Source organism: Gordonia otitidis (genome assembly GCF_020735545.1).
GTDB classification, from domain to species: Bacteria; Actinomycetota; Actinomycetes; order Mycobacteriales; family Mycobacteriaceae; genus Gordonia; species Gordonia otitidis.
In genome coordinates this window covers 1,386,678-1,410,954 of sequence record NZ_CP085974.1, presented here as the reverse complement: position 1 = coordinate 1,410,954, position 24,277 = coordinate 1,386,678, and the positions used below count along the sequence as shown (strand labels likewise).

The 24,277-nt window shown below is 65.3% G+C and carries 30 protein-coding genes and 1 riboswitch; of the genes, 13 read left to right on the top strand and 17 right to left on the bottom strand.

Annotated features, from left to right (window positions below; genetic code table 11):
- Nucleotides 1–132: 132 nt before the first annotated feature.
- Both LK459_RS06430 and rfbB read right to left on the bottom strand, forming a co-directional pair.
- A complete protein-coding gene (locus LK459_RS06430; RefSeq protein WP_227922324.1) occupies nucleotides 133–630 on the bottom strand; it encodes a hypothetical protein in 498 nt (165 codons plus the stop codon).
- Between the two features lie 241 nt (nucleotides 631–871).
- On the bottom strand, nucleotides 872–1,876 hold the full coding sequence (rfbB, locus tag LK459_RS06425; RefSeq protein WP_227922321.1) for a dTDP-glucose 4,6-dehydratase: 1,005 nt from the start codon (nucleotides 1,874–1,876) through the stop codon (nucleotides 872–874).
- A gap of 72 nt (nucleotides 1,877–1,948) precedes the next feature.
- Here rfbB and rfbA point away from each other — a divergent pair, with 72 nt between their 5' ends.
- Both rfbA and LK459_RS06415 read left to right on the top strand, forming a co-directional pair.
- Nucleotides 1,949–2,827 carry a glucose-1-phosphate thymidylyltransferase RfbA gene (rfbA, locus tag LK459_RS06420; RefSeq protein ID WP_007236755.1) on the top strand — a complete coding sequence of 293 codons (879 nt, stop codon included), beginning with the start codon at nucleotides 1,949–1,951 and terminating at the stop codon, nucleotides 2,825–2,827.
- Nucleotides 2,828–2,949: 122 nt separating this feature from the next.
- Nucleotides 2,950–3,576 carry a dTDP-4-dehydrorhamnose 3,5-epimerase family protein gene (locus LK459_RS06415; protein WP_007236756.1) on the top strand — a complete coding sequence of 209 codons (627 nt, stop codon included), beginning with the start codon at nucleotides 2,950–2,952 and terminating at the stop codon, nucleotides 3,574–3,576.
- A 73-nt stretch (nucleotides 3,577–3,649) separates the two neighbouring features.
- Here the strand turns inward: LK459_RS06415 and LK459_RS06410 are convergent, their stop codons facing one another.
- The gene (locus LK459_RS06410; RefSeq protein WP_007236757.1) at nucleotides 3,650–3,994 is read right to left on the bottom strand and encodes a DUF2304 domain-containing protein; all 345 of its coding nucleotides are present in this window, start codon (nucleotides 3,992–3,994) and stop codon (nucleotides 3,650–3,652) included.
- 3 nt (nucleotides 3,995–3,997) lie between these two features.
- Nucleotides 3,998–4,750, bottom strand: coding sequence for a glycosyltransferase family 2 protein (locus LK459_RS06405; protein WP_007236758.1), 753 nt, complete (start codon nucleotides 4,748–4,750; stop codon nucleotides 3,998–4,000).
- Here LK459_RS06405 and LK459_RS23150 point away from each other — a divergent pair.
- Together LK459_RS23150 and LK459_RS06400 are read left to right on the top strand one after the other, a co-directional pair.
- Nucleotides 4,749–4,877 carry a hypothetical protein gene (locus tag LK459_RS23150; protein WP_265416858.1) on the top strand — a complete coding sequence of 43 codons (129 nt, stop codon included), beginning with the start codon at nucleotides 4,749–4,751 and terminating at the stop codon, nucleotides 4,875–4,877. The two genes, LK459_RS06405 and LK459_RS23150, sit on opposite strands and share 2 nt — an antisense overlap.
- A gap of 9 nt (nucleotides 4,878–4,886) precedes the next feature.
- On the top strand, nucleotides 4,887–5,759 hold the full coding sequence (locus LK459_RS06400; RefSeq protein WP_007236759.1) for a glycosyltransferase family 2 protein: 873 nt from the start codon (nucleotides 4,887–4,889) through the stop codon (nucleotides 5,757–5,759).
- Here LK459_RS06400 and LK459_RS06395 read toward each other — a convergent pair.
- Both LK459_RS06395 and LK459_RS06390 read right to left on the bottom strand, forming a co-directional pair.
- Complete coding sequence (locus LK459_RS06395) at nucleotides 5,732–6,967, bottom strand: polysaccharide biosynthesis protein (protein ID WP_007236760.1); 1,236 nt, start codon at nucleotides 6,965–6,967, stop codon at nucleotides 5,732–5,734. The two genes, LK459_RS06400 and LK459_RS06395, sit on opposite strands and share 28 nt — an antisense overlap.
- Nucleotides 6,968–6,988: 21 nt before the next feature.
- A complete protein-coding gene (locus tag LK459_RS06390; RefSeq protein ID WP_007236761.1) occupies nucleotides 6,989–8,344 on the bottom strand; it encodes a M1 family metallopeptidase in 1,356 nt (451 codons plus the stop codon).
- Between the two features lie 227 nt (nucleotides 8,345–8,571).
- On the opposite strand from LK459_RS06390, the gene LK459_RS06385 reads away from it, so the two are divergent.
- Nucleotides 8,572–8,991, top strand: coding sequence for a DoxX family protein (locus LK459_RS06385; protein WP_007236762.1), 420 nt, complete (start codon nucleotides 8,572–8,574; stop codon nucleotides 8,989–8,991).
- A 23-nt stretch (nucleotides 8,992–9,014) separates the two neighbouring features.
- Here the strand turns inward: LK459_RS06385 and LK459_RS06380 are convergent, their stop codons facing one another.
- Complete coding sequence (locus tag LK459_RS06380) at nucleotides 9,015–9,572, bottom strand: hypothetical protein (RefSeq protein WP_007236763.1); 558 nt, start codon at nucleotides 9,570–9,572, stop codon at nucleotides 9,015–9,017.
- A gap of 92 nt (nucleotides 9,573–9,664) precedes the next feature.
- On the opposite strand from LK459_RS06380, the gene LK459_RS06375 reads away from it, so the two are divergent.
- The 3 genes from LK459_RS06375 (at nucleotide 9,665) to egtD (ending at nucleotide 12,691) form a co-directional block, all read left to right on the top strand.
- Nucleotides 9,665–10,195 carry a DUF5709 domain-containing protein gene (locus LK459_RS06375; RefSeq protein WP_007236764.1) on the top strand — a complete coding sequence of 177 codons (531 nt, stop codon included), beginning with the start codon at nucleotides 9,665–9,667 and terminating at the stop codon, nucleotides 10,193–10,195.
- A 217-nt stretch (nucleotides 10,196–10,412) separates the two neighbouring features.
- Entirely contained in the window at nucleotides 10,413–11,735 is a 1,323-nt protein-coding gene (gene egtB / locus LK459_RS06370) for an ergothioneine biosynthesis protein EgtB (protein ID WP_007236765.1), read from the top strand.
- Nucleotides 11,732–12,691: an L-histidine N(alpha)-methyltransferase gene (egtD, locus tag LK459_RS06365; protein WP_227922316.1), complete on the top strand. Its 960-nt coding sequence runs from the start codon at nucleotides 11,732–11,734 to the stop codon at nucleotides 12,689–12,691. The genes egtB and egtD overlap by 4 nt, the downstream gene beginning before the upstream one ends.
- Before the next feature lie 53 nt (nucleotides 12,692–12,744).
- On the opposite strand, the gene LK459_RS06360 is transcribed toward egtD, so the two are convergent.
- A complete protein-coding gene (locus LK459_RS06360; RefSeq protein ID WP_227923592.1) occupies nucleotides 12,745–13,779 on the bottom strand; it encodes an LLM class flavin-dependent oxidoreductase in 1,035 nt (344 codons plus the stop codon).
- 121 nt (nucleotides 13,780–13,900) lie between these two features.
- On the opposite strand from LK459_RS06360, the gene LK459_RS06355 reads away from it, so the two are divergent.
- Nucleotides 13,901–14,287 (top strand): SHOCT domain-containing protein, encoded by a 387-nt coding sequence (locus tag LK459_RS06355; protein ID WP_007236768.1) that lies wholly within the window; start codon nucleotides 13,901–13,903, stop codon nucleotides 14,285–14,287.
- A gap of 98 nt (nucleotides 14,288–14,385) precedes the next feature.
- Here the strand turns inward: LK459_RS06355 and LK459_RS06350 are convergent, their stop codons facing one another.
- The 4 genes from LK459_RS06350 to thiC form a co-directional block, all read right to left on the bottom strand.
- Complete coding sequence (locus tag LK459_RS06350) at nucleotides 14,386–15,405, bottom strand: IS481 family transposase (RefSeq protein ID WP_039993135.1); 1,020 nt, start codon at nucleotides 15,403–15,405, stop codon at nucleotides 14,386–14,388.
- Between the two features lie 114 nt (nucleotides 15,406–15,519).
- Entirely contained in the window at nucleotides 15,520–16,326 is an 807-nt protein-coding gene (locus LK459_RS06345) for an HAD-IIA family hydrolase (RefSeq protein ID WP_007237343.1), read from the bottom strand.
- Between the two features lie 93 nt (nucleotides 16,327–16,419).
- A complete protein-coding gene (gene thiD / locus LK459_RS06340) occupies nucleotides 16,420–17,289 on the bottom strand; it encodes a bifunctional hydroxymethylpyrimidine kinase/phosphomethylpyrimidine kinase (protein ID WP_007237342.1) in 870 nt (289 codons plus the stop codon).
- A complete protein-coding gene (gene thiC, locus LK459_RS06335; RefSeq protein WP_227922314.1) occupies nucleotides 17,286–18,971 on the bottom strand; it encodes a phosphomethylpyrimidine synthase ThiC in 1,686 nt (561 codons plus the stop codon). Before thiC ends, thiD begins: the two co-directional genes overlap by 4 nt.
- Nucleotides 18,965–19,075, bottom strand: a riboswitch (TPP riboswitch). Its footprint overlaps the gene before it by 7 nt.
- 58 nt (nucleotides 19,076–19,133) lie before the next feature.
- Between thiC and LK459_RS06330 the strand changes: the two genes are divergently transcribed.
- The 3 genes from LK459_RS06330 to LK459_RS06320 all read left to right on the top strand — a co-directional run bounded on the left by LK459_RS06330 (nucleotide 19,134) and on the right by LK459_RS06320 (nucleotide 20,320).
- The gene (locus LK459_RS06330; RefSeq protein WP_007237340.1) at nucleotides 19,134–19,463 is read left to right on the top strand and encodes a hypothetical protein; all 330 of its coding nucleotides are present in this window, start codon (nucleotides 19,134–19,136) and stop codon (nucleotides 19,461–19,463) included.
- Nucleotides 19,460–19,633 (top strand): hypothetical protein, encoded by a 174-nt coding sequence (locus tag LK459_RS06325; protein ID WP_007237339.1) that lies wholly within the window; start codon nucleotides 19,460–19,462, stop codon nucleotides 19,631–19,633. The genes LK459_RS06330 and LK459_RS06325 overlap by 4 nt, the downstream gene beginning before the upstream one ends.
- Before the next feature lie 339 nt (nucleotides 19,634–19,972).
- Entirely contained in the window at nucleotides 19,973–20,320 is a 348-nt protein-coding gene (locus LK459_RS06320) for a GNAT family N-acetyltransferase (RefSeq protein ID WP_007237338.1), read from the top strand.
- A gap of 104 nt (nucleotides 20,321–20,424) precedes the next feature.
- Here LK459_RS06320 and LK459_RS06315 read toward each other — a convergent pair whose 3' ends face one another.
- The 5 genes from LK459_RS06315 to LK459_RS06295 all read right to left on the bottom strand — a co-directional run bounded on the left by LK459_RS06315 (nucleotide 20,425) and on the right by LK459_RS06295 (nucleotide 23,636).
- Nucleotides 20,425–20,727, bottom strand: coding sequence for a GlsB/YeaQ/YmgE family stress response membrane protein (locus LK459_RS06315; protein ID WP_007237337.1), 303 nt, complete (start codon nucleotides 20,725–20,727; stop codon nucleotides 20,425–20,427).
- 219 nt (nucleotides 20,728–20,946) lie between these two features.
- Nucleotides 20,947–21,495, bottom strand: coding sequence for a barstar family protein (locus tag LK459_RS06310; protein ID WP_007237336.1), 549 nt, complete (start codon nucleotides 21,493–21,495; stop codon nucleotides 20,947–20,949).
- Nucleotides 21,492–21,962, bottom strand: a complete 471-nt coding sequence (locus LK459_RS06305; protein WP_039993366.1) for a ribonuclease domain-containing protein — start codon at nucleotides 21,960–21,962, stop codon at nucleotides 21,492–21,494. Before LK459_RS06305 ends, LK459_RS06310 begins: the two co-directional genes overlap by 4 nt.
- Nucleotides 21,962–23,008 carry an N-acetylglutamate synthase, CG3035 family gene (locus LK459_RS06300; protein ID WP_227922311.1) on the bottom strand — a complete coding sequence of 349 codons (1,047 nt, stop codon included), beginning with the start codon at nucleotides 23,006–23,008 and terminating at the stop codon, nucleotides 21,962–21,964. The genes LK459_RS06305 and LK459_RS06300 overlap by 1 nt, the downstream gene beginning before the upstream one ends.
- 19 nt (nucleotides 23,009–23,027) lie before the next feature.
- Nucleotides 23,028–23,636 carry a peptide deformylase gene (locus tag LK459_RS06295; RefSeq protein WP_227922309.1) on the bottom strand — a complete coding sequence of 203 codons (609 nt, stop codon included), beginning with the start codon at nucleotides 23,634–23,636 and terminating at the stop codon, nucleotides 23,028–23,030.
- A gap of 249 nt (nucleotides 23,637–23,885) precedes the next feature.
- Here LK459_RS06295 and LK459_RS06290 point away from each other — a divergent pair, with 249 nt between their 5' ends.
- Nucleotides 23,886–24,251 (top strand): DUF3263 domain-containing protein, encoded by a 366-nt coding sequence (locus LK459_RS06290; protein WP_007240192.1) that lies wholly within the window; start codon nucleotides 23,886–23,888, stop codon nucleotides 24,249–24,251.
- Nucleotides 24,252–24,277 lie beyond the last annotated feature (26 nt).

The window sequence follows — 24,277 nt, the reverse complement described above, 5'->3', positions numbered from 1 at the left end:
GTGGTCTCAGGCCCTGTGAGACAGGCTTCCGCACTCGGAGTTGTGCTGCTGCCGCGCGACGTGGGGCGGAAACTGCACGCAAGCCGCGCGTGACCGACGGTGTGGCGACCGAGCAGCGTGGCGTCGTATCGATCACGTCGGACAGGCTCGGGTCACCACGGCGCCGCCGACGAGGGTGCCCACCGTCCCGACCGTCGGAGGCGACAGACACTGCATCACGCCGCCGAGCGTGGGCGTGAGGGTGCGCGGGTCGAACTGGAACGTCCAGCGCAGGTGGAGATCAGACGACGGGCGACGACCGGGATACATGCCGAATGCCTCGGGCAGCGTGGACCCTGGCCCCCGCCCCACGAAGGCATATCGCCTGTTTCCAGGTGTGCCCTGGTTGGCGTTGTGGAGCTTGCGCAGGACGGTGAAGAAGTACGGTGCGCTGAACGGGCTGTCCTGGCGGTAGATACCCGCGAACTCGTAGACCTGCACGTTCGCGGCGAAAAGCGCCTGGTAGGGGAGGTTGGCGAGGTCGTCGACGAGGGACGCCTCGGTCGGTGCCGGCGGTGTTGCGTCGGCCCTGGCGGCAACGGAGGCCGACACCGCGCCGCAGGCGACGATGACGCTGATCAGTGCCGCCACGATGCGACCGCGAACTCCGCGGCACACGCATCGACGGGAGCGCGGGACGCGAACCGAGCCCATGCAGACCTCCGTTGGTCGGTGGCCCCCGGCGGTCCTCCCTCACTGTCCAGAGTGTCGCGGGACTGCAGAACTGTCATCCTCGCCGACCCAATGAAACGAACCTGCAATCCGCGACGGTCACCTGTCGGGTGTTCGTGACCGAAGGGCAATGTGCCTCTGGCGGGGCGACGTCGAAGTCTCAGCCGACGACCTTCTTGGTGACCGCGTACTTCTGCTCGACGCCGTCCTTGGCCGGCTGCCACCAGCCTGCGTTGTCGCGGTACCAGTCGATCGTCGCCGACAGGCCGGACCGGAAGTCGGTATAACGCGGTGACCAGCCCAGTTCGGTCCTCAGGCGCGTCGAATCGATGGCGTATCGGCGGTCGTGTCCTGGCCGGTCGGTGACGAAGTCGAAGGCGTCCCGGGGCTGCCCGAGCAGTTCGAGGATGGTTTCGACGACGGTCCGGTTGTCGACCTCGCCGTCGGCGCCGATCAGGTAGGTCTCGCCGATCTGCCCCTTCTCGACGATCGTCCAGACGGCATCGTTGTGGTCGTCGACGTGAATCCAGTCGCGCACGTTGCGTCCGTCGCCGTACAGCTTCGGGCGCACCCCGGAGAGCACATTGGTGATCTGGCGGGGGATGAACTTCTCGACGTGCTGATACGGCCCGTAGTTGTTGGAGCAATTCGAGATGGTCGCGGGCACGCCGAACGAGCGCACCCACGCCCGCACCAGCAGGTCACTGCCCGCTTTGGTCGAGCTGTACGGGCTCGACGGGTTGTACGGGGTGGATTCGGTGAAGCGCGCCGGGTCGTCGAGGTCGAGGTCGCCGTAGACCTCGTCGGTACTGATGTGGTGATACCGCACGTCGTGGCGCCGCACCGCCTCGAGCAGGGTGTACGTGCCCACCAGGTTGGTCTGGACGAACGCCGACGGGTCGGCAAGCGAGTTGTCGTTGTGCGACTCCGCGGCGAAATGCACGACGAGGTCGGCGTCGGCGACGAGACGGTCGGTGAGCGCCGCGTCGGCGATGTCGCCCTCCACGAGGTCGATGCTGTCGGCGACGGGTGCAAGGGTCGACGGACTAGCCGCGTATGTGAGCTTGTCCAGAACGCGTAACTGCACGTCAGGCCGCTGCTCGAGTGTGCGGAGCACGAAGTTTGCGCCGATGAACCCGGCTCCACCGGTGACCAGAACCCGCATGCGCTCGTGACCTCTCATCTGTGGCGTGCGATCCGAATTGCCGCCTCGCCGTCGGCGTCTACCCTATTCGACATGCGCGGAATCATTCTCGCCGGCGGAACGGGGTCGAGGTTGCACCCGATCACGCAGGGTGTGAGTAAACAGCTGGTGCCTGTCTATGACAAGCCGATGATCTATTACCCGTTGTCGACGTTGATGTTGGCAGGTGTTCGCGACATCTTGGTGATCACGACACCGCAGGATTCCGCGGCGTTCTCGGGGTTGCTGGGCGACGGCAGTCAGTTCGGGGTGAACATCTCGTATGTGACGCAGGCGTCGCCGGATGGTCTGGCGCAGGCGTTCGTGCTGGGTGCCGATCACATCGGGAACGACTCGGTGGCGTTGGTGCTGGGCGACAACATCTTCTACGGCCCCGGTCTGGGTTCACAGCTGCAGGGGTTCGATGCGATCGACGGTGGTGCGATCTTCGCGTACTGGGTGGCCAACCCGTCGGCATACGGGGTGGTCGACTTCGACGCCCGGGGTAGGGCGGTGTCGTTGGAGGAGAAGCCGACCGCGCCGAAGTCGAACTATGCGGTGCCGGGCCTGTACTTCTACGACAATGACGTGATCGAGGTCGCCAAGGGTCTGCAGCCCAGTGCGCGTGGCGAGTACGAGATCACCGATGTCAATGCGCATTATCTGGAGCAGGGAAAGCTCGCGGTGAAGGTGTTGCCGCGTGGGACGGCGTGGTTGGACACCGGGACGTTCGATTCGTTGCTGGACGCGGGTAATTTCGTGCGCACCGTCGAACAGCGGCAGGGGCTCAAGATCGCTGTGCCAGAGGAGATCGCGTGGCGGCAGGGGTATCTGTCCGACGACGAGTTGGCGTCGTGCGCGGAGAAGTTGCGCAAGTCAGGATACGGCGATTACCTACTCGACGTGCTGGCGCGCGGCAAAGGTTTCGAGTAAAAAACAGGGGTTTCGAGTAAAAAAACAGGGGTTCGAGTAAAAAACAGGGGTTTCGAGTAAAAAACAGGGGTTTCGAGTGAACAACAGGGGTCTCGAGTGAACAGCATGGTGGGGGAGTTGGCGTGACGATTCGTCCGTTGTCGATCGACGGGGCATGGGAATTCACCCCCGTTCAGCACGGTGACCCGCGCGGGTTGTTCGCCGAGGTGTTCAAGGGTGACGTGCTCGCGGAGGTGATCGGTCACCGCCTCGACCTCGCCCAGGTGAACCTGTCGGTGTCGGCTGCCGGGGTGCTGCGCGGGGTGCATTTCGCCGACGTTCCGCCCGGGCAGGCAAAGTATGTGACGTGTCCGAAGGGGGCGATACTCGACGTCATCGTCGACATCCGCGTCGGGTCACCGACTTTCGGCACGTACGACACCGTGCTGCTCGACGACTCGGATCGGCGCGCGGTGTACCTGTCCGAAGGGCTCGGGCACGCGTTCTGTGCACTCGAGGACGGGTCGACGGTCACGTACCTGTGCTCGACCGGCTACAACCCCGGCGCCGAACACGGCATCAACCCGCTCGACCCGGAACTGGGCATCGACTGGCCGACGCTCGCGCGCGACGGCTCGCCGCTGACCTACGAACTGTCGGATAAGGACACCGCAGCACCGGGATTGACCGCGGCGCGGGAGTCCGGCCTGCTGCCCGATCACGCCGAGGTGACGGCATATCTGCGGTCCCTCGCCGAAGCGGCGTCGTAAACGCGGCTCGAGTTGGTGAACGCGGCCGGTACACCACCGGCGTTCACCGGTTCGGGCCGCGTCTGCGCGGGGTTCAGTCTCGACTGTTCTCGATCTCGGCGTTCTGCAGCGCGACGGCGCGGGCGAGACGTGCGTAGCGTATCTCCAGCTCGCGGAACCTGAGATACGTTGCGACAGTGGTGAATGCGAAAGCGATGACCAAGCAGTAGAGGACGAGGTCGGTGCCGCGCCCGACGCCGACCCAACCCGCGACGGTCGTCAGGTCATTGGGCCGGAACATCGCGTAGACGCCGAACACCACGAACGCGACGAACAGAAGTTTCACGCCTGCAGACGATCTCGCGTTACCGCGGTTGGTCACGAAGAACCACACCAGTCCGAGGGCCGCGAGTAGAAGAAGGATCTGGATGACGATCATGGGCTATCTCCTCATGCGTCCGTGCAGCAGACCGTCGGCGACGATGTTGACGCCGTTGATCAGCGACTGCCCCTTGGCGCGCGAGTAGTCGGTGTAGAGGATGGTGACCGGTTGTTCGGCCACCCGCCAGTGATGGTGGTCGATGAGTGCCACGAACTCCGACGCGTGACTCATGCCCGCCATCAGCAGGTCGAGTTGGTCGGCGACGGTCCTGTTGAACGCCCGCAGCCCGTTGTGCGCGTCGGAGAGCCCGAGTCTGCGGGTGCGTGGACTCAGGAAGACGACGGTCCGCAGCACGATGCGACGCAGGAGCGGAACCGACTCGCTGCGACCGTCGGCGAAGCGGGTTCCGACGATGATGTCGACGGGCTCGGAGCGGAGTCGGTCGATCATGGTCACCACGTCGTCGACGCGGTGCTGGCCGTCGGCGTCGAAGGTGACGAAGTAGCTGGCGCCGGGCCGTGACCGCGCATATTCGACGCCGGTCTGGATCGCTGCACCCTGCCCGAGGTTGACCGGATGGCGGACGACGTGAATACCGGTGGATGTCGTGTGTTCGTAACCGTCACGTGCCCGATCGACTTCGGCTGCGGCTTCTCTGATCCGGGCGACGGAGTCATCGGAGCTGCCGTCGTCGACACACACGATGTTGGGGAAGGTCTTCGCGGCCTCGACGAGGACGTCGCGGATCACCGCCCCCTCGTTGTAGACGGGGATCACCAACCACACGTCGTCGTTGGTCGAGCGGTCCGTCATGGGGGTTACCCTATCGGAGCAGGTGCGCAGCACCGGCGAGTGGACGCTCGGGGGTGGCGACCGTTTCGACGTCACGGGCTCGCTCTGGTGTCAGGTCGCCGAACGCAGCCGGATCGCCGGCGTCTAGCCTGTTGGGGTGCCGATCGACGTCATGATGCCCTTTTACGGCGACGTCGATCAGTTCAAGCAGGCGGTCACGAGTGTTCTCGAGCAGTCCGATCGCGGCTTTCGGCTGGTGGTCGTCGACGACGGCTATCCCAGTGACGAGCCGCGTGAATGGTTGGCCGCCCTCGCCGACGACCGCGTGCAGTACCTGCGTAACGTGCAGAACCTCGGGGTGAACGGCAATTTTCGACGCTGCGCCGAACTCGTCATCGCCGACCGCTTCGTGGTCATGGGGTGCGACGACGTGATGCTGCCGGGGTACCTCGCCGCCGTGCGTGCGCTGTCGGCCGCGCATCCCGACGCCGCCGTGATCGCGCCGGGTGTCGAGGTGATCGACACGGACGACCGCGTGGTCCGTCCGCTCGGGGACCGGATCAAGGCTGTCCTCGCGCCGTCGTCGTCGACGGTCTTGCAGGGTGAGGCTATGGCGACCAGCCTCTACCGCGGTAACTGGACCTATTTTCCCTCGCTGCTGTGGCGCACCGAGGCGGTGCGGAAGGTCGGATTCAGGGAGGGACTCGACGTCGTCCTCGACCTCGCACTCCTCGTCGACCTCGCGTTCGCGGGGGAAGCGCTTGCCTACGACCCGCGAGTCGTCTTCCGCTATCGACGTCATGAGGCATCGGTCAGCTCGGTGCAGGCGGTGGATGGCAGGCGTTTTGCGGAGGAGAACGCCTTCTTCGCCGCGGAAGCCGCTCGGTGCAGCGCCCGCGGCTGGCCTCGTGCCGCACGCGCGGCACGACTGCACCTCACATCGCGGCTGCACCACGCGATGGCGCGGATCGGCGGCGCGGCGACTGTGGTGTCGGCCCGGGTTCAGACCCGCACGAGACGGGCCAGGTGAACTCCGACGCCAGCGAGCGGCCCGAGGACGAGCGACAGCGCGACCCGGTCGGTCACCTCGATCGGAACGACGAGCAACGCCGCACACGCGACCGCTGCCGCCCACCAGCCGGCGGCATACCAGCGATGCGCCCCGACGGACAGCGTCGCAGCGCCGGTGACGGTCAGCAGCCCCAGCGCCGTGGCACCGAGCATGAACAGTGCGATCGCCGCGCCACCGAGGGCAAAATCTGCACCGAAGATGTGTGTCAGCAGCCAGGATCCGATCGCCCACGCCGCAATCGCGCCCACGGCCCCGACCACCACCACCGCTGCGAGCGGCACAGCCAGCGACCGCATCAGCGTTGCGCGGGCGGCGACGAATCGGGTGATCAACACTCCCTGAAAGCTGTTCAGTGGCACCAGGAGTGGTGCCCGCGTGAGCGTGACAGCGAGTATGACGGCACCCACCACGCGGGAGTCGTCGCCGGGTCGTGCTGTGATGTTGATGAGGACCGGAAAGCCCATCACCACGACGGCCGACGCCAACGCGGCGGCCATGGCCGTGAGTGTGTTCGAGGCTAGTCGTCGATCGTCGACGTCGCCGGGCAGACCGACCACGCGTCGAGCGGTCGCCGACAGCGAAAGCACCACGATCCACGAGACCGAGCCGAGCACCGTGATCATCAGGAAGGCCGGCACACCCCAGTCGAACGCCACGGCGATCGCCGCGCCGAACAGTCGGATGAGTGCGTCGATACTCAGCAGCATGGCGAAGGGCGACCACGACAACGAACCCGACAGTGCGCCACAGAGATGCGCGTACACAGCGAAACTCGCAACCCCGACGGCGAGCAGTACCACCGAGAGTGTGCGGTACTCGTCGAAGACGTGACCCGCCCACAGCGGGGACGACGCCGCTACGACAGCGGCCAGCCCGACCCCGATGGCCAGATTGACGACCACCGGTCTTCCCCGGGCGACTACGGATTCCGATGCGGCGCGGACCGTCCTGGTCGTCTCCTGCAGCTGCCCGTTCTGCGCGCCGGTCACCAGTCCGTACGCCGCCCAGAACACGGCGAACACGGCGTAGCCCGTCGCACCGAGCTGGCGTGCCGCGAGGAGTAGGACCAGATATCCCGACGCCGCCGCGATCACCGTCGCGATGGTGACGCGGCCGACGGCCCCGCGGCTGCCGACCGTGGACTCGGGTTCAGACCCGGACGTCATCGACACATCGATTGCCGCGTGTCAGGACGGTTCCGGGAAGGCCGGCAGCTCGGGGGTGAACAGCCAGGCCTGCCACAGGTCGTGCAGCGGGGTGTCGGAATAGTTCGCCGCGAGTGCGATGAAGTCCTCGGTGCTGACGGTGCCGTACCGATACTTGTCGGTCCAGCGGTGCAGCAGAGCGAAGAAATTGCCGTCACCGATCCGAAGTCGTAAGGCGTGCAGCGTGATTGCGCCACGCTTGTAGACCCAGTCGTCGAACATCTTGCGCGGCCCCGGCTCGGTGAGCGGAACCCGGACAGGGTTCGCGGCGAGCTTGGCGTAGTAGTGCTTGGCCCACTCACCGGCGCTTCGACCGCCCGACCGTTGGCTCCACAACCATTCGGCGTAGCACGCGAATCCCTCGTGAAGCCAGATGTCGTGCCACTGGTCCAGCGTCACCGAATTGCCGAACCACTGATGTGCGAGTTCGTGTGCGATCAGTCTCTCGGCATTGCGACTGCCGTCGCAGTGGTTGGCTCCGAAAGTGGAGAAACTCTGTGCCTCGATGGGGATTTCGAGCGGATCGTCGGTTACCACCACGGTGTATTTGGCAAACGGGTAGGGGCCGAACATCTCGGTGAACGCCTCGACCATCTCCAGTTGCCTGCCGAAGTCGATGCGGAAGTTCTCCTTCAACCGCGGTGGCAGAACGGCTTCCACCGGAACGGGTTTGGATGCGAGACGGAGCTGCTCGTACGGGCCGACCTGGATCGACGCGAGGTAGGTCGACATGGGTTCGATCTGCTCGTACACCCACGTCGTCTGTGCTGCACGCACGCGCTTGGACTCGAGAACGCCGTTCGCGAGGGCGTAGTACGGGCTGTCGGTGGTGATCGAGATGCGGTAGGGCGCTTTGGCGCTGGGGTGGTCGTCGCAGGGGAACCACGACGCTGCGCCATTGGGTTGGTTGGCACACAGTGCACCGTCGGTGAGTTCCTCCCACCCGACGGTGCCCCACGGACCACGGATCGGACGAGGGGTTCCGCTGTAGCGGATCACGATCGTCATCGCGCCGCCGGGCGGGATGGGCGACGACGGCGTGACGACGAGTTTGCGCTGTCGGTGGCTGTACCTGACGCGCATGTCGTTGACGGTCACCTTGCTCACCTTGAGGGTCGACGCCATGTCGAGACTCAGGCGCGGCAGTTCGATGTACGACGTTGCCGTCAATGTCGCGGTGCCCTCGAGTCGGTTGCTGGACACCTTGTATTCGAGGTCGAGATCGTAGCGGGAGATGCGGTAGCCGAGGTTGCCGTTGTCGGGCAGGTAAGGGTCGACGCTGTCGGCGGGAGTCCCGAGTACCGGTTGCCGTGAACTCTTCCCCGACTTTCCCGGCACTCAACGGCTCCTGTCTCTTGCTCTACGTGTCTGTCGAATTCTCTCGGACGGATGTTCTCGGCGCCGCATTCTCGGCGCCGTTTCCTCGATCCGGACGCGAGAACTCACCCTACCCGTAGCGTTGGCTTCGTGAGGCGCGCCATGTTGTAACCGGACCATGGTCCGGTTAGATTGATCTCGACACATACACAGCAGGGGCGGGTGACCGCCCCGTGAAAGGTTGAAGCATGTACCCGATCCGTAGTCTCGGACTCTTCGCCGCGCGAGTGATCCTCGGCATCATCTTCATCGCCCATGGTTGGCAGAAGCTGCACACCTGGGGTCTCGACGGAACGAAGGCGAGCTTCAGCAAGATGGGCGCGCCCTTCCCCGAGTTCTCGGCCTACTACGCGACCTGGGTGGAACTGATCGGCGGCATTCTGCTGATCGTCGGTGTGCTGCTCCCGCTGGTGTCGGTGCTGTTGATCATCGACATGATCGGAGCGATCTTCGTCGCACACATCGACCAGGGTTTCTGGGCCTCCGACGGCGGCTACGAGTTCCCGCTTGCACTCATCGCGGGCCTTCTCGCTGTCGGCTTCGCCTCGGCGGGTGGTCTGGCGTTCGATACCCATGTGTTCCGACGCCGGAACCGCGTGGCCGACTGACCCGCGGTCAGTGCGGCGTCAGCTCAGCTGATCAGGCCGTCGATCGTGACCTGCGGCCAGCGATGTGCGTCCGCCGATCTGGTCGTCGAGACCAGATCGGCGAGCGCGGTCCCCAACGCTCTGGCGTGGCGAATCGCGACGCCGTCGACGCGTTCGTCCGACAGCAGAGTCGTCGGGTCGCTCCCGTTGCGGTGCGCGGCTGCCGCGCCGAGCAATCGGCGGGCCGCAACCGGATCGGTCTCCCACAACGCGTCGGCGGTCAGCAGGTAGAGGCGCAGGGCGTGGGCGTAGTCGGCGAGGTGCACCAGCGCCCACGCCCAGTGCTTGGCGACGTCGACTGTTGCTGCTTCTCCACGCCCGTGCGTGTGCACGTATTTGCCGTACAACTCACGGCACAGCGGATCGGAGTCGGCCCAGAGTTCGAGTGCTGACATGCAGCGCACGCAGTCGTGGACGTTCGCGAGGTACGACACCGAATACGGTCCCTCGCGTCGAGATCGCATCTCGCGCAGGACCGAGAACTCGGCGAGGGCGTGGTCGTACTCGCCGGCCGCGTAGTGCGCTTCGGCGTCCTGTTGCATTTCTGCCAACATCTCCACAGTTTCCCCGATCGAGCGTCGCCACGTGCGGTCTTTGCCGTTTCGACGTCCGACGCTGCGCCTATCGTGGAGGTGTGAGCGACGAAAACGAATCCATCATCGAAGGTGACAGCGAGTACGCACTCGACCCCGACGATCAGTTGCAACCGCAGGACACGCTCGACGATCGGGGCGTCGAAGACGTTCTCGACGAGGGATACTCACCGCCCGATTACGAGCCCAAGGCCGCGATGCGCGGGCTCACCGCCGAAGAGATGCGTGAGGGCGAGTCGCTCGACGAGAAGCTCTCCGAAGAAGAGCCCGACGTGTGGCAGAAGGACGATCCGCTCGACGAGATCGAGCGCGACGAGAATGAGGACTGGCAAGCGCACGAGAGCGATTCGAGCCCGGAGTTCGTCGAGGACGATCAAGTGGGTGACCGACGCGCAGGCCGACTCCTCGCCCCAGACGAGGGTGGCGTCGTCGACTCGGAATCGGAGGCCGTGGCCAGCGACTGCGGTATCGACGGTGCCGGTGCGAGCGCAGAAGAGGCTGCGGTGCATGTGGTCGACGAGGGTGAGGACGCCGCCGACGCGCAGTGGGAGGACGAAGAAGAGGGTCGCTGAGCACAGGGCGCCGCCGGCCTGGGACTGCAGGGCGTCGGGTTCCCCGCTTCGCGGCCGGCGATGTCAGACCCCTGTGCTGGACTGGGCCAAGGGTTGTGAACCGCCTGCTCGGCGCGTGCGGCGTTGACAGGATCCGAGACCCTGGCAACGATGGTGTTGTCGGCGCGCGACCACTCGGTCGCCCGTCCCCCGACGATCAGCCACCGGAGGTATTCCAGTGAGCATCACCAATCGCATGTCCGCCGAGCAGGTTTCGGCACCCACAGACGAAGCGTCGAGAACCCGACGATTCCTCGACATCAGGGCGTTGACCGATCGACTGACCTCCACACTGTCGGCCGAGGACCAGACCCCGCAGTCGATGACCGCTGCCAGCCCGACCAAGTGGCATCGCGCGCACGTGACCTGGTTCTTCGAGGAATTCATCTTGCGCGGCGACCCGTCGTACGTGGTCTATGACGAGGCCTTCCGCTACCTCTTCAACAGCTACTACGAGACGGTCGGCGAGCGGCACCCCCGACCCGACCGCGGTCTGGTGACCCGTCCGGGCATCACCGACATCACCCGCTACCGCGAGTACGTCGACTCGGCGATGTGCGATCTGCTCGAGCGTGGCGACCACGACGAATCGACGCTCGCGCTACTGGAACTCGGGTGCAACCACGAGCAACAGCATCAGGAACTGATCCTGATGGACCTCAAGCATCTGTTCTCCACACACCACTTCGACCCGGTCTACGTCGACCGGCCGGTGGACGTGCCGGGTTCGCCCGAGTCCCTGACCTGGCGAGCCGTTGCGGGCGGTGTCGTCGAAGTCGGAACACCGTTCGCGGGCTCAGGCACCACGCCCGACACATTCGCCTACGACAACGAGGGACCGCGTCATCGCGTGTTCCTGGAGGATTTCGAGATCGCCGAGCGGGCGGTCACGAACGCCGAGTGGCTGGAGTTCATGGCGGACGGCGGCTATGGGCGACACGAGCTGTGGTTGTCCAACGGTTGGGCCCATATCAACGAAACAGGCTGGCGTGCACCCGGCTACTGGTCTTTCGACGACGGAGAGTGGACGACGTTCACACTGTCGGGGCGTCGGGCCGTGGTGCCCGACGAACCGGTCATGCATGTGTCGTTCTACGAGGCGGACGCCTTCGCACGATGGGCAGACGCTCGTCTGCCGACCGAATTCGAGTGGGAGTACGCGGCAACCGGCGCGCCGAGCGTGCCGGGCGGCCCGAACCCGGCGGGAGTCGGCGGCGCGCGTGGACAGCTGCTCGATCCGGCACGATGTCACCCGCGTCGAGCTGGTTCGGCGATGATCGGCGACGTCTGGGAGTGGACGTCGAGTGCCTATCTGCCCTATCCGGGCTTCGCGCCCGCGAACGGGGCCGTCGGCGAGTACAACGGCAAGTTCATGTGCGATCAGCACGTCCTTCGCGGTGCCAGCGCGATCACCCCGCCCGGCCACGAACGGGTCAGCTACCGCAACTTCTTCCCGGCCGATTCACGCTGGGTCTTCTCGGGATTGCGTCTGGCCCGATGACCTCGACCACCGCCGACTCGGCGCTCGCAGCCGATGCAGCAGAAGGCCTCTGGCAGGACCCTCCCGTGCTGCCGACGAAGTGGCTCTACGACGAACGCGGCAGCAAACTGTTCGACGAGATCACCTTCCTGCCCGAGTATTATCCGACGCGTCGTGAGACGGCGATCCTCACACGCCACGCCGCCGACATCGCGTCGACGACGGACGCGACGATGATGGTCGAGCTAGGCTCGGGAACCTCTACCAAGACTCGACTTCTGCTCGACGCTTTTGCCGCCAACGCCGCCGAGCGCGGGCGCACTTTCACCTACGTACCCGTCGATGTCAGTTCCGAGATGCTGCGCAGCACAGCCGACGTCCTGGCCACCGACTATCCGTCACTCGTCATCGAACCGGTGCTCGCCGACTTCACCGAACCGGGACTTCGCCTACCCGAGACAGACGGGTCGCGACTCGCCGCGTTCCTCGGGGGAACCATCGGGAACTTCGACGACGCCGCGCGCCACGCGTTCTTCGCCCGACTGTCCGAAGCGCTGAGCCCGGGCGACTACCTCCTCCTCGGAGCCGACCGCGTCAAGGACACCGGTCGACTTGTCGCCGCATACGACGACAAGGCCGGTGTCACAGCAGATTTCAACCGCAACATGATCGAAGTGTTGCGTCGGGGTCTTGATGCGACAGGTCTGTTCGTCGACGATTTCGACCACATCGCCCGCTGGAACCCCAAAAAGCACAGGATCGAGATGTGGCTACGCGCACGGCGCGATGTCGACGCTCACTTCGGGGCACTGGATCGCGACTGGTCGCTGCCCGCAGGCGCGGAGATCCTCACCGAGATCAGCACCAAGTTCGCACCCGACCAACTCGCCGACGAACTGTCCGCGGCAGAGTTACCTGTCGTGACCACGTGGACCGACGACGCCGACGACTTCCAGGTGACCTTGAGTCGTCGATAAGCGGACCGTCGACACACGGAGTCAGGTGGCGGCACCTCCCATGAGATGGCCCCTCAGGACTCCAACAGCTCGCGCACCCGCGGGATCACCTGTGTGCCATAGAGTTCGACGCTACGCATGAGCGCGGAGTGCGGGAGTGTGCCGTGTGAGTACTTGAGATCGAACCGGCTCAGTCCCAACGCCTTCGCAGTGTTCGCGATCTTTTGCGCCACCGTCTCCGTGGACCCGACGTAGAGCGAACCGTTGGGTCCGGTCGACTGATCGAACTCGATGCGTGTGGGTGGCGGCCAGCCGCGTTCGGCGCCGATGCGACCGACGCTGACGCGGTAATGCGGCCACAGTTCGTCGCGTGCCTGTTCGTCGGTGTCTGCGACGTGCCCGGGGGAGTGAACTCCGACGGGGAGATCGGTTGGCTTGTCGAGTTGTTCGAGGGCACGACGATAAAGGTCGACGTACGGTGCGAACCGCAGCGGATCGCCACCGATGATCGCGAGCATCAGCGGGAGGCCGTAGCTCGCGGCCCGAACCACCGATTCCGGGCTCCCACCCACTGCGATCCACGTGGGCAGCGGGGGATTCTCCAGCAGTGGGTAGACCGATTGGTCATCGAGCGCAGGCCGCAGAGTGCCGCTCCAGGTGACGGGCTGACCGGTCCGCAGCTCGGCGAAAAGCGAGAGCTTCTCGTTGAAGAGCTCTTCGTATTGGTCGAGCTCGAACCCGAACAGCGGAAACGACCCGGTGAACGAACCGCGCCCGAGAATCACCTCGGCGCGTCCCGACGAGATCGCGTCGACGGTCGAGAAGCGCTCGAACACCCGGATCGGGTCGTCGGAACTGAGCACGGTGACGGCCGATCCGAGTCGTATGCGTCGGGTACGCGCCGCTATCGCGCCGAGCACGACATCCGGTGCCGAGACCGCGTAGTCGTCGCGGTGATGCTCACCGAGTCCCAAGAAGTCGACGCCGACGGAATCGGCGAGGACGGCTTGCTCGAGTACGTTGCGGATCGTCTGCGCGTAGGAGACGGTGTCGCCGGAGTCGTCGACGGTGACGTCGCCGAAGGTGTCGAGTCCGAGTTGGAGGGTCATAAGTCCCATCCTGCCCGACTACGCGGACGAATCCACTGCGCCGGCCCTCAGCCATCCACGAATGCCTGTACCTTTAGGCACGGCCGAAATAGTCGGTTCCCGCCAAGCTAGGAGAAACCAAATGTGGGAAGGCTTCTGGAACTTCCTGTGGACGATGGTCGTGATCTTCGCGTTCGTCGCCTACCTGATCGTGTTGTGGTACATCATCGCCGACCTCTTCCGCGACCATAAGTCCTCGGGGTGGGCCAAGGCAGCCTGGGTCATCTTCCTGATCATCTTCCCCTACATCACGGCCATCGTGTATCTGCTGGTGAAGGGCAGGGGAATGCAGGAGCGCGCGCAGGCCGCCGCCGCGGAATACAAGAAGGAATCCGACACGTACATCCGCGACGTCGCGGGTACCTCTCCCGCTCAGCAGATCGCGGACGCGAAGTCGCTTCTCGACTCCGGCGCGATCACCCCCGAAGAATACGAACAACTGAAGTCGAAGGCTCTCGCCTCGAACTGAGTGCACTGAATTCTCGACAGCACAAGCACATACAGCGAACTGCCCGTCCCCCAGGGGGCGGGCAGTTCGCGTGCGCGAATGCCGGTTGTCCGAGCCGACTAGCTGTACTGACCCGCCAGGTTGGGTACGCGGTCGGCGGGTGAGTTGCCTCGGAGTGCGGTGTGGCCGCGTTCGTGATTGTAGATGCGAAGGAACTCGGGGAAGGCTGCGACGCGTTCGGTTTCACTGAGGTAGGGACGGGCGTAGGCCCATTCCTCCTGGAGGGTCCGGTTGAATCGTTCGACCTTGCCATTGGTTTGCGGCCGGTACGGTCTGGTCCACTTGTGCTTGATCCCGTTTTCGTCCAACAAGTCCCGGAATACCCGGGACCGGTAACAAGAGCCGTTGTCGGTCATCACTCGCGCGGTGGTGACACCGATCGAGGCGAAGTGCGCCAACGCCCGAGTCATGAACGCGGTCGCGGTTTCCTTCTTCTCATCAGCGAGGATCTCGGAGTAGGCGTAGCGGGAATGGTCGTCGACGGCGTGATGCAGATACGCGTACCCCAGGTTCGGGCGGCCAGCAACTTTGCGGGTTCGCCCAGGCTCGCGGTGGGCACTGGAGTTGCGGGCGCCCTGGGCGCGGCCGTGTACGCGATGTCCACCTCCGTCGGGGATTCTCCCGAGCTTTTTGATGTCGACGTGGATCAAGTCTCCGGGCGCTTCACGTTCATACCGGCGGACCTCGCGCCGGCGGGCACGTACCGGCGCCCCGGTCGCCGGGTCGATCCACGACAACCGCAGGCATCGGTACCGGGTCAGGATGCGGTGCACCGTGGAGACGTTCAAGCCCAGGTGAAACGCGATCCGGGCCGGCCCCCAGCGACGGGAGACGCGTAACCCGACGACTCGGCGTTCCCGGCGCCGGCGGGTGCGATGCGGACACGATCGGGGCCGGCTGGACCGATCACCCATCCCGGCCGGCCCCGATTCGCGGTAGCGATCCGCCCATCGCTTGGCCGTGGTGACCGACACGTTGAACCGGTTAGCCGCGCGGCGCAAGGGCCACCCATCTTCGACAACACACCGAGCCAGACGCAACCGGCCAGTCGGGGACAACGGTGAATTACGGTGAGACACGAAGACCTCCGGGTTGAGGAGCGGTTCCTAGACAGCTCCACACCTCACTCGGAGGTCTTCCCTATGTCACGTCGACTCGCCGAACGCCGTACCTAACGTCCCGGGTCAGTACAACTAGCCAGCCGTGTCCTGCGTGTCGGCCTCGTCGAAGGGATCGCCGGTGTGGCCGACGAGATCGTTGACCGACTCGCGGATGAGGGTCGGGCGGTAGGGATATTTTTCGACGGACCCCCGGCTGGAGATCCCGGTGAGCACGAGAATGGTCCGCATACCCGATTCGAGGCCCGCGATGATGTCGGTGTCCATCCGGTCGCCGATCATGAGGGTGTTCTCCGAATGAGCACCGAGACGCCGGAGTGCCGACCGCATCATGATGGGGTTGGGCTTGCCCACGTAGTACGGCTCACGGCCGGTCGCCTTCGAGATCATCGCGGCCACGGCGCCCGTCGCCGGGATGGAACCGTCATGCGACGGCCCCGTGACGTCCGGGTTGGTGGCGATGAACTTCGCGCCGCGTTCGATCATCCGGATCGCAGTGGTGATCGCCTCGAACGAGTACATGCGGGTTTCGCCCAGGACCACGTAGTCGGGGTTGGTTTCGGTGGTAACGAAACCCTTCTCGTACAGCGGCGTGGTGAGGCCCGATTCGCCGATGACGAACGCGGTGTCGCCCTGGTCCTGTGACGCGAGGAAGTCGGCGGTCGCCATTCCCGACGTCCAGATCGATTCCTCGGGAATGTCGAGCCCGATCTGCAGCAACCTGGCGTGTTGGTCGCGTGCCGTCCGTATCGAGTTGTTGGTGAGGACGGAGAACGGAATACCCTTGCTGCGCAATTCCGCGATGAACTCGTCTGCACCGGGTACGAGGTGTTCCTCGTTCGTCAGCACGCCGTCCATGTCCATGAGATACGTCCAGCCCATGGGTTTCACCCTACGGCGCGTGTTGCGATGTTCATCGAGGGATGGTGCGGACTGTTATTCGTCCGCGACATCCTCCGTGACCGCGACGTCACGTCATGCACGCGCAGTGTTCTCGCTCGAATCGACCCGCCACAGCGGATTGACCGGGCCGTGTCCTGAGCCGAGCGGGTAGGCAGAGCTCAGGCCCCGGGTGACCCACTGTTTCGCGAAGTCGACGGCGCCGGGCACCTCGTGTCCGTGTGCGAGCGCGCACGCCATGGCCGCTGCCAGGGTGTCGCCGGCTCCGTGATCGTGCGGGGTGTCGACGCGTGCTCCGGAGAACTCGAGGAAATCGGTGCCGTCGAAGAGAAGATCGGGGCTGCTCGCGCTGGAACGCAGGTGGCCGCCCTTGACAAGCGCCCACTGCGGTCCGAGCGCGTGCAGTTCGCGAGCTGCCTTGCGTTGCGACTGTTCGTCGACGACGTCGATGCCGGTCAAGAGCCGTACCTCGTCGAGGTTGGGTGTGACGACCGTTGCCAGTGGAAAGAGGCGGTTGCGCAACACATCCAGTGCGTCGTCGGCCAGTAGTTGATCGCCGTGCATCGACGCGCAGACCGGATCGACGACCAGAGGTGTGTGTCCGCTGCTCCCGATTCCGACCTCGTTGCAGACGTCGGCAACGGCGTCGATGATGGCTCCCGAGGCCAGCATGCCGGTCTTGGTGGCGCTGGTACCGATGTCGGTGACCACGCTGCGCACCTGGGCGGCGACGACATCGGGCTCGATCTCCTGAAAGCCGCTGACGCCGACCGAGTTCTGTACGGTCACGGCCGTGACGGCGACGAGACCGTGCAGACCCAGCAATGCGAATGTGCGCAGGTCGGCTTGGATCCCGGCACCACCGCCGGAATCCGATCCGGCAATGGTCATGACGCGAACCGGTGCGACACCCGGCGCCGCGGTGGGCAGCAGTGGTGCTGTCATGATCTGCCCGGCGCTCCCGATGCGGCGTCGATCGGCAGATAGACACGGTTCCCAGCTTCTGCGAACTCGGCTGACTTCGTAGCCATTTCCTGTTCGAGTCGCCTTTCGATGTCTTCTGCCGTCACCAGATTGTGTTCCTCGGCATAGGCCCGTACGTCGGCGGAGATGCGCATCGAGCAGAACTTCGGACCACACATCGAGCAGAAGTGCGCGGTCTTCGCGGGTTCGGCGGGCAGCGTTTCGTCGTGGTAATCGCGTGCCGTATCCGGGTCGAGTGCGAGATTGAACTGGTCGGTCCACCGAAACTCGAAGCGCGCCTTGCTCAGTGCGTCGTCGCGTTCCTGTGCGCGTGGGTGTCCCTTCGCCAGGTCGGCGGAGTGTGCTGCGATCTTGTAGGTGATCACACCGACTTTCACATCATCTCGATCGGGCAGGCCGAGGTGTTCTTTCGGCGTGACGTAGCAGAGCATCGCCGTTCCGGCCTGTGCGATCATGGCGGCGCCGATCGCTGACGTGATGTGGTCGTAGGCGGGTGCGATGTCGGTCGCGAGCGGACCCAGAGTGTAGAACGGGGCCTCCTCGCAGAGTTCTTCTTCGAGACGGACGTTCTCGACGATCTTGTGCATCGGAATGTGGCCCGGGCCCTCGATCATCACTTGCACGCCATGGGATTTCGCGATCCCTGTCAGTTCCCCGAGGGTACGTAGCTCGGCGAACTGCGCTTCGTCGTTGGCGTCGGCGATGGACCCCGGCCGCAGTCCGTCGCCGAGCGAGAAGGTGATGTCGTAGCGGCGGAAGATCTCGCACAGCTCGTCGAAATGCGTGTACAGGAACGATTCCTCGTGGTGGGCCAGGCACCATGCGGCCATGATCGAACCGCCCCGCGAGACGATTCCGGTGACCCGACGCGCGGTCAGTGGGACGTAGCGGAGAAGCACGCCCGCATGCACCGTCATGTAGTCGACGCCTTGCTCGGCCTGCTCGATCACCGTGTCGCGGTAGATCTCCCACGTCAGCTTGGTCGGATCACCCTTGACCTTTTCCAGTGCCTGGTAGATCGGGACGGTACCGACCGGGACGGGGGAGTTGCGCATGATCCACTCGCGGGTGAGGTGGATGTCGTCGCCGGTCGACAGATCCATGATGGTGTCGGCACCCCAGCGAGTCGCCCACACCATCTTCTCGACTTCTTCTGCGATGGAACTGATGACTGCCGAATTCCCGATGTTCGCATTGACTTTCACCGCGAATGCCTTGCCGATGATCATCGGTTCGGATTCGGGATGGCGATGGTTGGCGGGTATGACCGCTCGACCCGCCGCAACCTCGGTACGCACCAACTCGACATCGACGCCCTCCCGGGCGGCGATGAATCGCATCTCGTCGGTGATGATTCCGGCCCGTGCCCAGGCCAGCTGCGTCGACGCCCCGTCGACCGGCTCGGGCCGCTGCCACTCGTCGCGTGTGCGTGCGAGTCCTGCCTCGACGTCGATCATTGCTGTGTCGTCGGTGTACGGGCCAGAGGTGTCGTAGACGTCGAGGTGTTCGCCGTTGGTGAGAGCGATGCGTCGTTGTGGGACACGGAGGTCGCCGACGGAGAGGTAGTGCTTGGTGCTGCCCACGATCGGGCCGGTGGTCAGGATGTCGGTGTCGACGGTGTGCGTGGATACAGGTGTGCCCATGAGATTCTCCCTACGCCGGCATTACCCGGACAGGTTCATGCGGTCGGCGGCCGCCTGCCGCCATCTCAGCCCTCGGTCACGTGAGAGCCCCCGCGTTGATTCGGTTGTCGTGCGTTCCTCACTGTACTGGCTCGACGCCCGTCGGTCACGAAACCGGGCACAGTGGTCGCGCGCGGCACGCCAGAACAACTCAAACATCAAGCGGGATCGGCCATCTGCGAGATCACTCTGCTCGACGCCGGGGATGTTTCGCTGGCCCGCGGCGCGCTGCGCGATCACGTTTTCCTCGACGCGCCGACCTCGGCGGAACCGAGGCCCGTCCTCGTCGTCGGGGCGCCGGGTGAACTCGACACGGTCGTCGCGGTCGCATCGACGCTGTGCAGTGAGGGGCTTGCGGTGTTCGATATCGCGCTCCGTCGGCCTTCGCTCGACGAGGTGTTCCTCCAACTAACGGACGAGAACCGTTCTGCTGCTGAGGAAGTTGCCCGATGACCGCGGCCGCGGAGCTCGCCGGACTGGTCGATGCGCCGCCGCTACGGACATCGGTGACCCGATCCACGGCGTTCGCGGTGCTCACTCGGAGGGGCATCGGGTCCGCAACCCGTAGTGGACTCCTGTTCTTCGCGGTGGGATCGCCGATCGTCTTCTTCACCTGCTTGTAGTGGCGCCGGTGTGTCTGACCCTCGGCTGGGCTGCAGGATTCGCGTTGATTCTTGGTGTTCTGCGCGATGCGCGGATACCGGCGGGCCGTCGGAGTGGCGGCGTCGTGATGTGGGCCTACGAGCGCGCGGCGTACATCACGGAACGATGAATCCCTGGTGAACGGTCGTGGGGGGCGCCGTCACGATTACGACGATGTCGGCTCAAAGTCGGCGAACCTACGGTTCCGCAGGTTACGATGTGACTGCGATCACATACAGTGGTGCCCGGAGGGGAACCGGACGCAGCGTCGTGAGCTGCGCAGACGCTGCGAACGAAACCTGGAAGGGGATGGACGAGGCATGCACCGGAAGAATCATCAACGGCCGACACAATCGGCGCGATCGATACTGCAACAGATCGCGCAGGTCGTGCACAACCCGACCCGGGACCGATTCGAACTGTGGGTCGCGGGCGACCTGGTCGGCGTCCTCGGCTACTCGACCGAGACAGTCGACGGCCAGACGACGCTGACCGTGCTGCACACCGTGCTCTACGACGAGTACACCGGCCACGGACTCGGAACGGGTCTCACACGCAGTGTGATCGGCTTCGCCCGGAGCCAGGGTGCGCAACTCCGACCGGTCTGCACCTTCACCAAGCACTACCTCGACGGTCACCCCGGCGTGGTACAGCTCGCGCCAGCCTGAGACTCAGGCGGGAGTAGCAGAACGCCGGGCCTGCATCACAGGCCCGGCGTAGATGACTCGGCGTAGGTTCGGCGTCGACGACGATGTCAGCGTCTGCTCTTTGATTAGCGTCTGCTCTGCACCAGTCCCACGATCCACAGCAGGATGACGGCGCCGAGCACCGCGGTGAAGAGTGTGAACCACCAGCCGCCGGATGCGGTGTCGACGAAGAAGCTGAGTAGGAAACCACCGATCAGCGCACCGACGATCCCGATCACGATGTTCATCAGGATGCCGGAGCCGCTACCCTTGACGATCTTCCCGGCGATCCAGCCGGCGATTGCGCCGATGATGACGTAGCCGATCCAGCCGACGCTCGTTGTCGTCGTCGATCGGGCGAGTACCTCGGTTGCAGCGAGAATGGTCATGATCGACTCCTTGTATCGGCCCCGACCGGTTGCGGGACTCGTTGCCAACGTAACCCGCTGTGCCGTGGCGTACCAAGCAAATCCACACACCGGCAATTGCACACACCGGCAATCCAACACACCGGCAATTGCACACACCGGCAATTGCACGCCTGTGATCGTGTCGTCCTGTTGAGGCAACCGGCCGTCGTCGACGAGGTGCCGCAGGCGTGAGGCGCGTCAGCGTCGATGGTCGGTGGCGACGGTTGCGACGGCCACACCCGCGCGACGCCACCGGGCGATCAGGTCGTGTCGCCTGCTCTCCGACGTCTCGAGCAGCACGGCGAAGATTCCGCGGGGCACCGCGACGTCGCGGTAGTGCTCCCGGTAGCGCAGCTGCGATCGAGCGAACCACTCGAATGCCTCGGGATCGTCGCCGAGTGTCCGATCGGCGTCGACTATGGCGGTGAGGTAGCCCGCAGGTACCGCGGAATCGTTCTCGATGCCGCTCTCATCGAGTTCGCGCATGCATTCGTCGAACGCATCCCTGTTGCGGCCGAAGTAGTCGGGGAAATCCCAGGCCCGCGCGTAGGTGTCGTACAGGCCGTCGAGCGTTGTCATCGCCCGACCACTGATCTCGCGGAACTCGATACCCACGGGAGCGAGCGGTGGCCGATGTCCGACCCACAACCCGACAGCGGGGCCGTCGTTTCCGGCGGATTCGAGGAATTCGCTCAGCGAGATGGCGGGCCCTTGTCGGCTGCCGCCGGGGCTGTCGTCGCGCGTCATGGGTTGGGACCTCGGATTCGGACGAAGGTGTTGTAGTGATCGGCGGTGTACCACGCCGATCCATCGCTGCCGGTCACGATACGTTCGGCGTCGCGACTCCTGCCCGGTTCGCGACGATTGACGTCCCACTCCGTGTAGGTGATCCGCTTGCCCGACGCCGCCTTCGTGGGCAGACGTCCCTCGTAGTTGCCGAAGTTGGTGCCGCCCTTCGTGCCGGGCGCATCGGCCGGCGGCCACGTGCCCGCGTCGATGCGTGCCAGCGTCTTCGTCACCCGTGGCGGAACCGACGTCGACGCGGCGGCCGCGCTCAAGGCGCCGGGACGTGCCGTCGGGGTGGATGTGGAGTTGTCGGACGACCCGTTGATCAACCACGTGGCAACCACGACGAGCCCGATCACCACGAGCGCCGCCGCTGAGAGTACTGCTTGCCGACGACGCTGCGTCACCGTCTGCCTGCGCGCTGACATCAGTCGACCATCTCGTAGTGCGATGTGTGGTGCAGAGCGAATCCCCTTCTGCGGTACCAGCGTCCGGCAATCGCGTTGTCGGCCTCGACCTGCACGTAGGCGACCTGTGCGCCGTTGTGTGCGCCCCACGCCATCAGCCGGGTGAGCACGGCGTCGGCGATATGACGACGGCGGTGCGCCGTCGCGGTCCACAGTGCGGTGATGCCGAGCCATGCGACGCCGCTCGGATCGACGGTGACCGCTGCGCGCCCGGTCGCGATCACCGATGCGGTCTCATCGACGACGGTCGCGAAGGTGACAGGGCCGCGCGCTGCGCTGACGACCGCAGCCACCTCCTGCGTATCGGTGCCCGACCTGCCGTAGGACAGCGACCATGCAGTGCTCGGCGTCGGGTCGAGTGCGATGTCGACGCCGATCGACCCACGCGTGCCGTCGGTGGGGTCGAGGTCGCGTGTCAGCACGTGGATCGTCGGACTCGCCGGTGTGCCCTGCACGGTCCGTGGGGTGATCAGCCTCTCGGGCAGTGCCAGTAGTACGGGGAGGTCCCTGGCGCGGTACCACGCGGCGATGTCGCGCAGTGTCGACGCATCTGCCCTGGCCGAACGGTCCAGTGGTACAGCCGAATTCGCGCGACGCGAGAATCCTGCGCCTGCGCGAACGAGCCAGCCGGCGATCCAGGCCGACTCCACGCCCGGCCACGCGAGCGCCGCAGCGTGTTCGAGATCGCGGATCTCGCTGTTGCGCACGGGTCGAGCCGACAGCAGGCGGACGGATACCAGCGCAGTGCGGGGGACCGACTCGATGACTCCGTCGCGCTCGATGTGCAGCGCCGTCGAGTCGCCATGCGGGCTCTCGCCGCCGCTGCCTCGCTCGACCACGAATCCGGTGATGTCGGACATGGTCGGCGCGCCCGCCGGGCCGGGCGATGGGTTGGGTGCGCGACGCCAATCGGCGGGCGCATCCTCGTGCAGGAGATAACGCACGACGACGCGATCGCCCGGGTATGCGTCTGACGGGAGATCGGGAATCGGAGGCCTCCCACTCATCGCGCGATCCTGCGGCAGGTCAGTCGTCGTCGTGGCCGAATGGGTCGGCCTGCTCGCCGGGTACCCAGGCCAGTCCCGGGACACCCCACTTGTGCTTCTTGATCGCCTTCTTCGCCGCCCGCGCGTTACGTCCGATCAGGACGTCCACGTAGAGGAAACCGTCGAGATGCCCGGTCTCGTGCTGCAGCATGCGGGCGAAGAAGCCGTTGCCCTCGATCACCACCTCGTCGCCGTTGCGGTCGACGCCGGTGACGCGTGCCCAGTCGGCGCGTCCGGTGGGGAACTGCTCGCCGGGCACCGACAGACAGCCCTCCTCGTCGTCGTCGGGGTCTGGCATGGTCTCGGGGATCTCCGACGTCTCGAGGACGGGGTTGATCACTTCGCCCCGACGTCGCGCCGACGCCCGTCCCGCCTCGCCGTCGGGGCAGTCGTAGACGAACAATCGCTTGCCGACGCCGACCTGGTTGGCGGCCAGCCCGACGCCGTGGGCGGCGTCCATCGTCTCGTACATGTCGTCGAGAAGGGTGACGATCTCGTCCGAGGGGCGACCCTTGTCGTCGAGTTCGACCAACTCGGTGGGCCGGTGCAGTACCGGCTCGCCGACGATGCAGATCGGAAGCACAGGCATGAGAGAAAAGAGTACTGCGCGGTGTGAAGGCCGACGGCGCTGGCCCGTCACGGGCAAGCCGGAACCGGGCGAGTCACGCACGGTCGTCGGGTACCCGGCGTGGTTAGATGGTCCGTGAACCACATCGGTGTCATTCGATTGCGTCGCACGCACACGTCGCTCGCATTCGTGCCGCCGTCGGTGGTACGCCGATTGACCCGGTCGAGAAGTCGATTCGGGTAGGGCCGGAGGCGAGCGTGAGGGAGCAAGATGGACGGCGCAGCAGCGCGTAGTCAGAAGCACGGCGAACAACCCGAGAACGCACCCGAACCGACGCAGAACTCGGCCGGACATTCCGTCGATCCCCACGAGGTGGGTCCGGATGGCCTGTCGCGTCGCGAGCACGACATCCTGGCGTTCGAACGCCAGTGGTGGAAGTACGCGGGGGCCAAAGAAGAAGCGATCAAAGAGCTCTTCGGACTGTCGGCGACTCGGTACTACCAGGTGCTCAACGCGCTCGTCGACCGACCCGAATCGCTTGCCGCCGACCCGATGCTGGTGAAGCGTCTGCGCAGGCTGCGTGCATCGCGCCAGAAGGCGCGCGCCGCGCGGCGACTCGGCTTCGACATCACGTAGCGCTGAGCGCGGTTGCCCGCCGCGCG

Coding starts and splice junctions, on each gene's coding strand:
- rfbB (WP_227922321.1), bottom strand. CDS start 1,876: ATGCGGGTTCTGGTCACCGGTGGAGCCGGGTTCATCGGCGCAAACTTC.
- rfbA (WP_007236755.1), top strand. CDS start 1,949: ATGCGCGGAATCATTCTCGCCGGCGGAACGGGGTCGAGGTTGCACCCG.
- LK459_RS06410 (WP_007236757.1), bottom strand. CDS start 3,994: ATGATCGTCATCCAGATCCTTCTTCTACTCGCGGCCCTCGGACTGGTG.
- LK459_RS23150 (WP_265416858.1), top strand. CDS start 4,749: ATGGGGGTTACCCTATCGGAGCAGGTGCGCAGCACCGGCGAGTGGACG.
- LK459_RS06405 (WP_007236758.1), bottom strand. CDS start 4,750: ATGACGGACCGCTCGACCAACGACGACGTGTGGTTGGTGATCCCCGTC.
- LK459_RS06395 (WP_007236760.1), bottom strand. CDS start 6,967: ATGACGTCCGGGTCTGAACCCGAGTCCACGGTCGGCAGCCGCGGGGCC.
- LK459_RS06385 (WP_007236762.1), top strand. CDS start 8,572: ATGTACCCGATCCGTAGTCTCGGACTCTTCGCCGCGCGAGTGATCCTC.
- LK459_RS06380 (WP_007236763.1), bottom strand. CDS start 9,572: ATGCAACAGGACGCCGAAGCGCACTACGCGGCCGGCGAGTACGACCAC.
- egtD (WP_227922316.1), top strand. CDS start 11,732: ATGACCTCGACCACCGCCGACTCGGCGCTCGCAGCCGATGCAGCAGAA.
- LK459_RS06360 (WP_227923592.1), bottom strand. CDS start 13,779: ATGACCCTCCAACTCGGACTCGACACCTTCGGCGACGTCACCGTCGAC.
- LK459_RS06355 (WP_007236768.1), top strand. CDS start 13,901: ATGTGGGAAGGCTTCTGGAACTTCCTGTGGACGATGGTCGTGATCTTC.
- LK459_RS06345 (WP_007237343.1), bottom strand. CDS start 16,326: ATGGGCTGGACGTATCTCATGGACATGGACGGCGTGCTGACGAACGAG.
- thiD (WP_007237342.1), bottom strand. CDS start 17,289: ATGACAGCACCACTGCTGCCCACCGCGGCGCCGGGTGTCGCACCGGTT.
- thiC (WP_227922314.1), bottom strand. CDS start 18,971: ATGGGCACACCTGTATCCACGCACACCGTCGACACCGACATCCTGACC.
- LK459_RS06325 (WP_007237339.1), top strand. CDS start 19,460: ATGACCGCGGCCGCGGAGCTCGCCGGACTGGTCGATGCGCCGCCGCTA.
- LK459_RS06320 (WP_007237338.1), top strand. CDS start 19,973: ATGCACCGGAAGAATCATCAACGGCCGACACAATCGGCGCGATCGATA.
- LK459_RS06315 (WP_007237337.1), bottom strand. CDS start 20,727: ATGACCATTCTCGCTGCAACCGAGGTACTCGCCCGATCGACGACGACA.
- LK459_RS06310 (WP_007237336.1), bottom strand. CDS start 21,495: ATGACGCGCGACGACAGCCCCGGCGGCAGCCGACAAGGGCCCGCCATC.
- LK459_RS06305 (WP_039993366.1), bottom strand. CDS start 21,962: ATGTCAGCGCGCAGGCAGACGGTGACGCAGCGTCGTCGGCAAGCAGTA.
- LK459_RS06300 (WP_227922311.1), bottom strand. CDS start 23,008: ATGAGTGGGAGGCCTCCGATTCCCGATCTCCCGTCAGACGCATACCCG.
- LK459_RS06295 (WP_227922309.1), bottom strand. CDS start 23,636: ATGCCTGTGCTTCCGATCTGCATCGTCGGCGAGCCGGTACTGCACCGG.
- LK459_RS06290 (WP_007240192.1), top strand. CDS start 23,886: ATGGACGGCGCAGCAGCGCGTAGTCAGAAGCACGGCGAACAACCCGAG.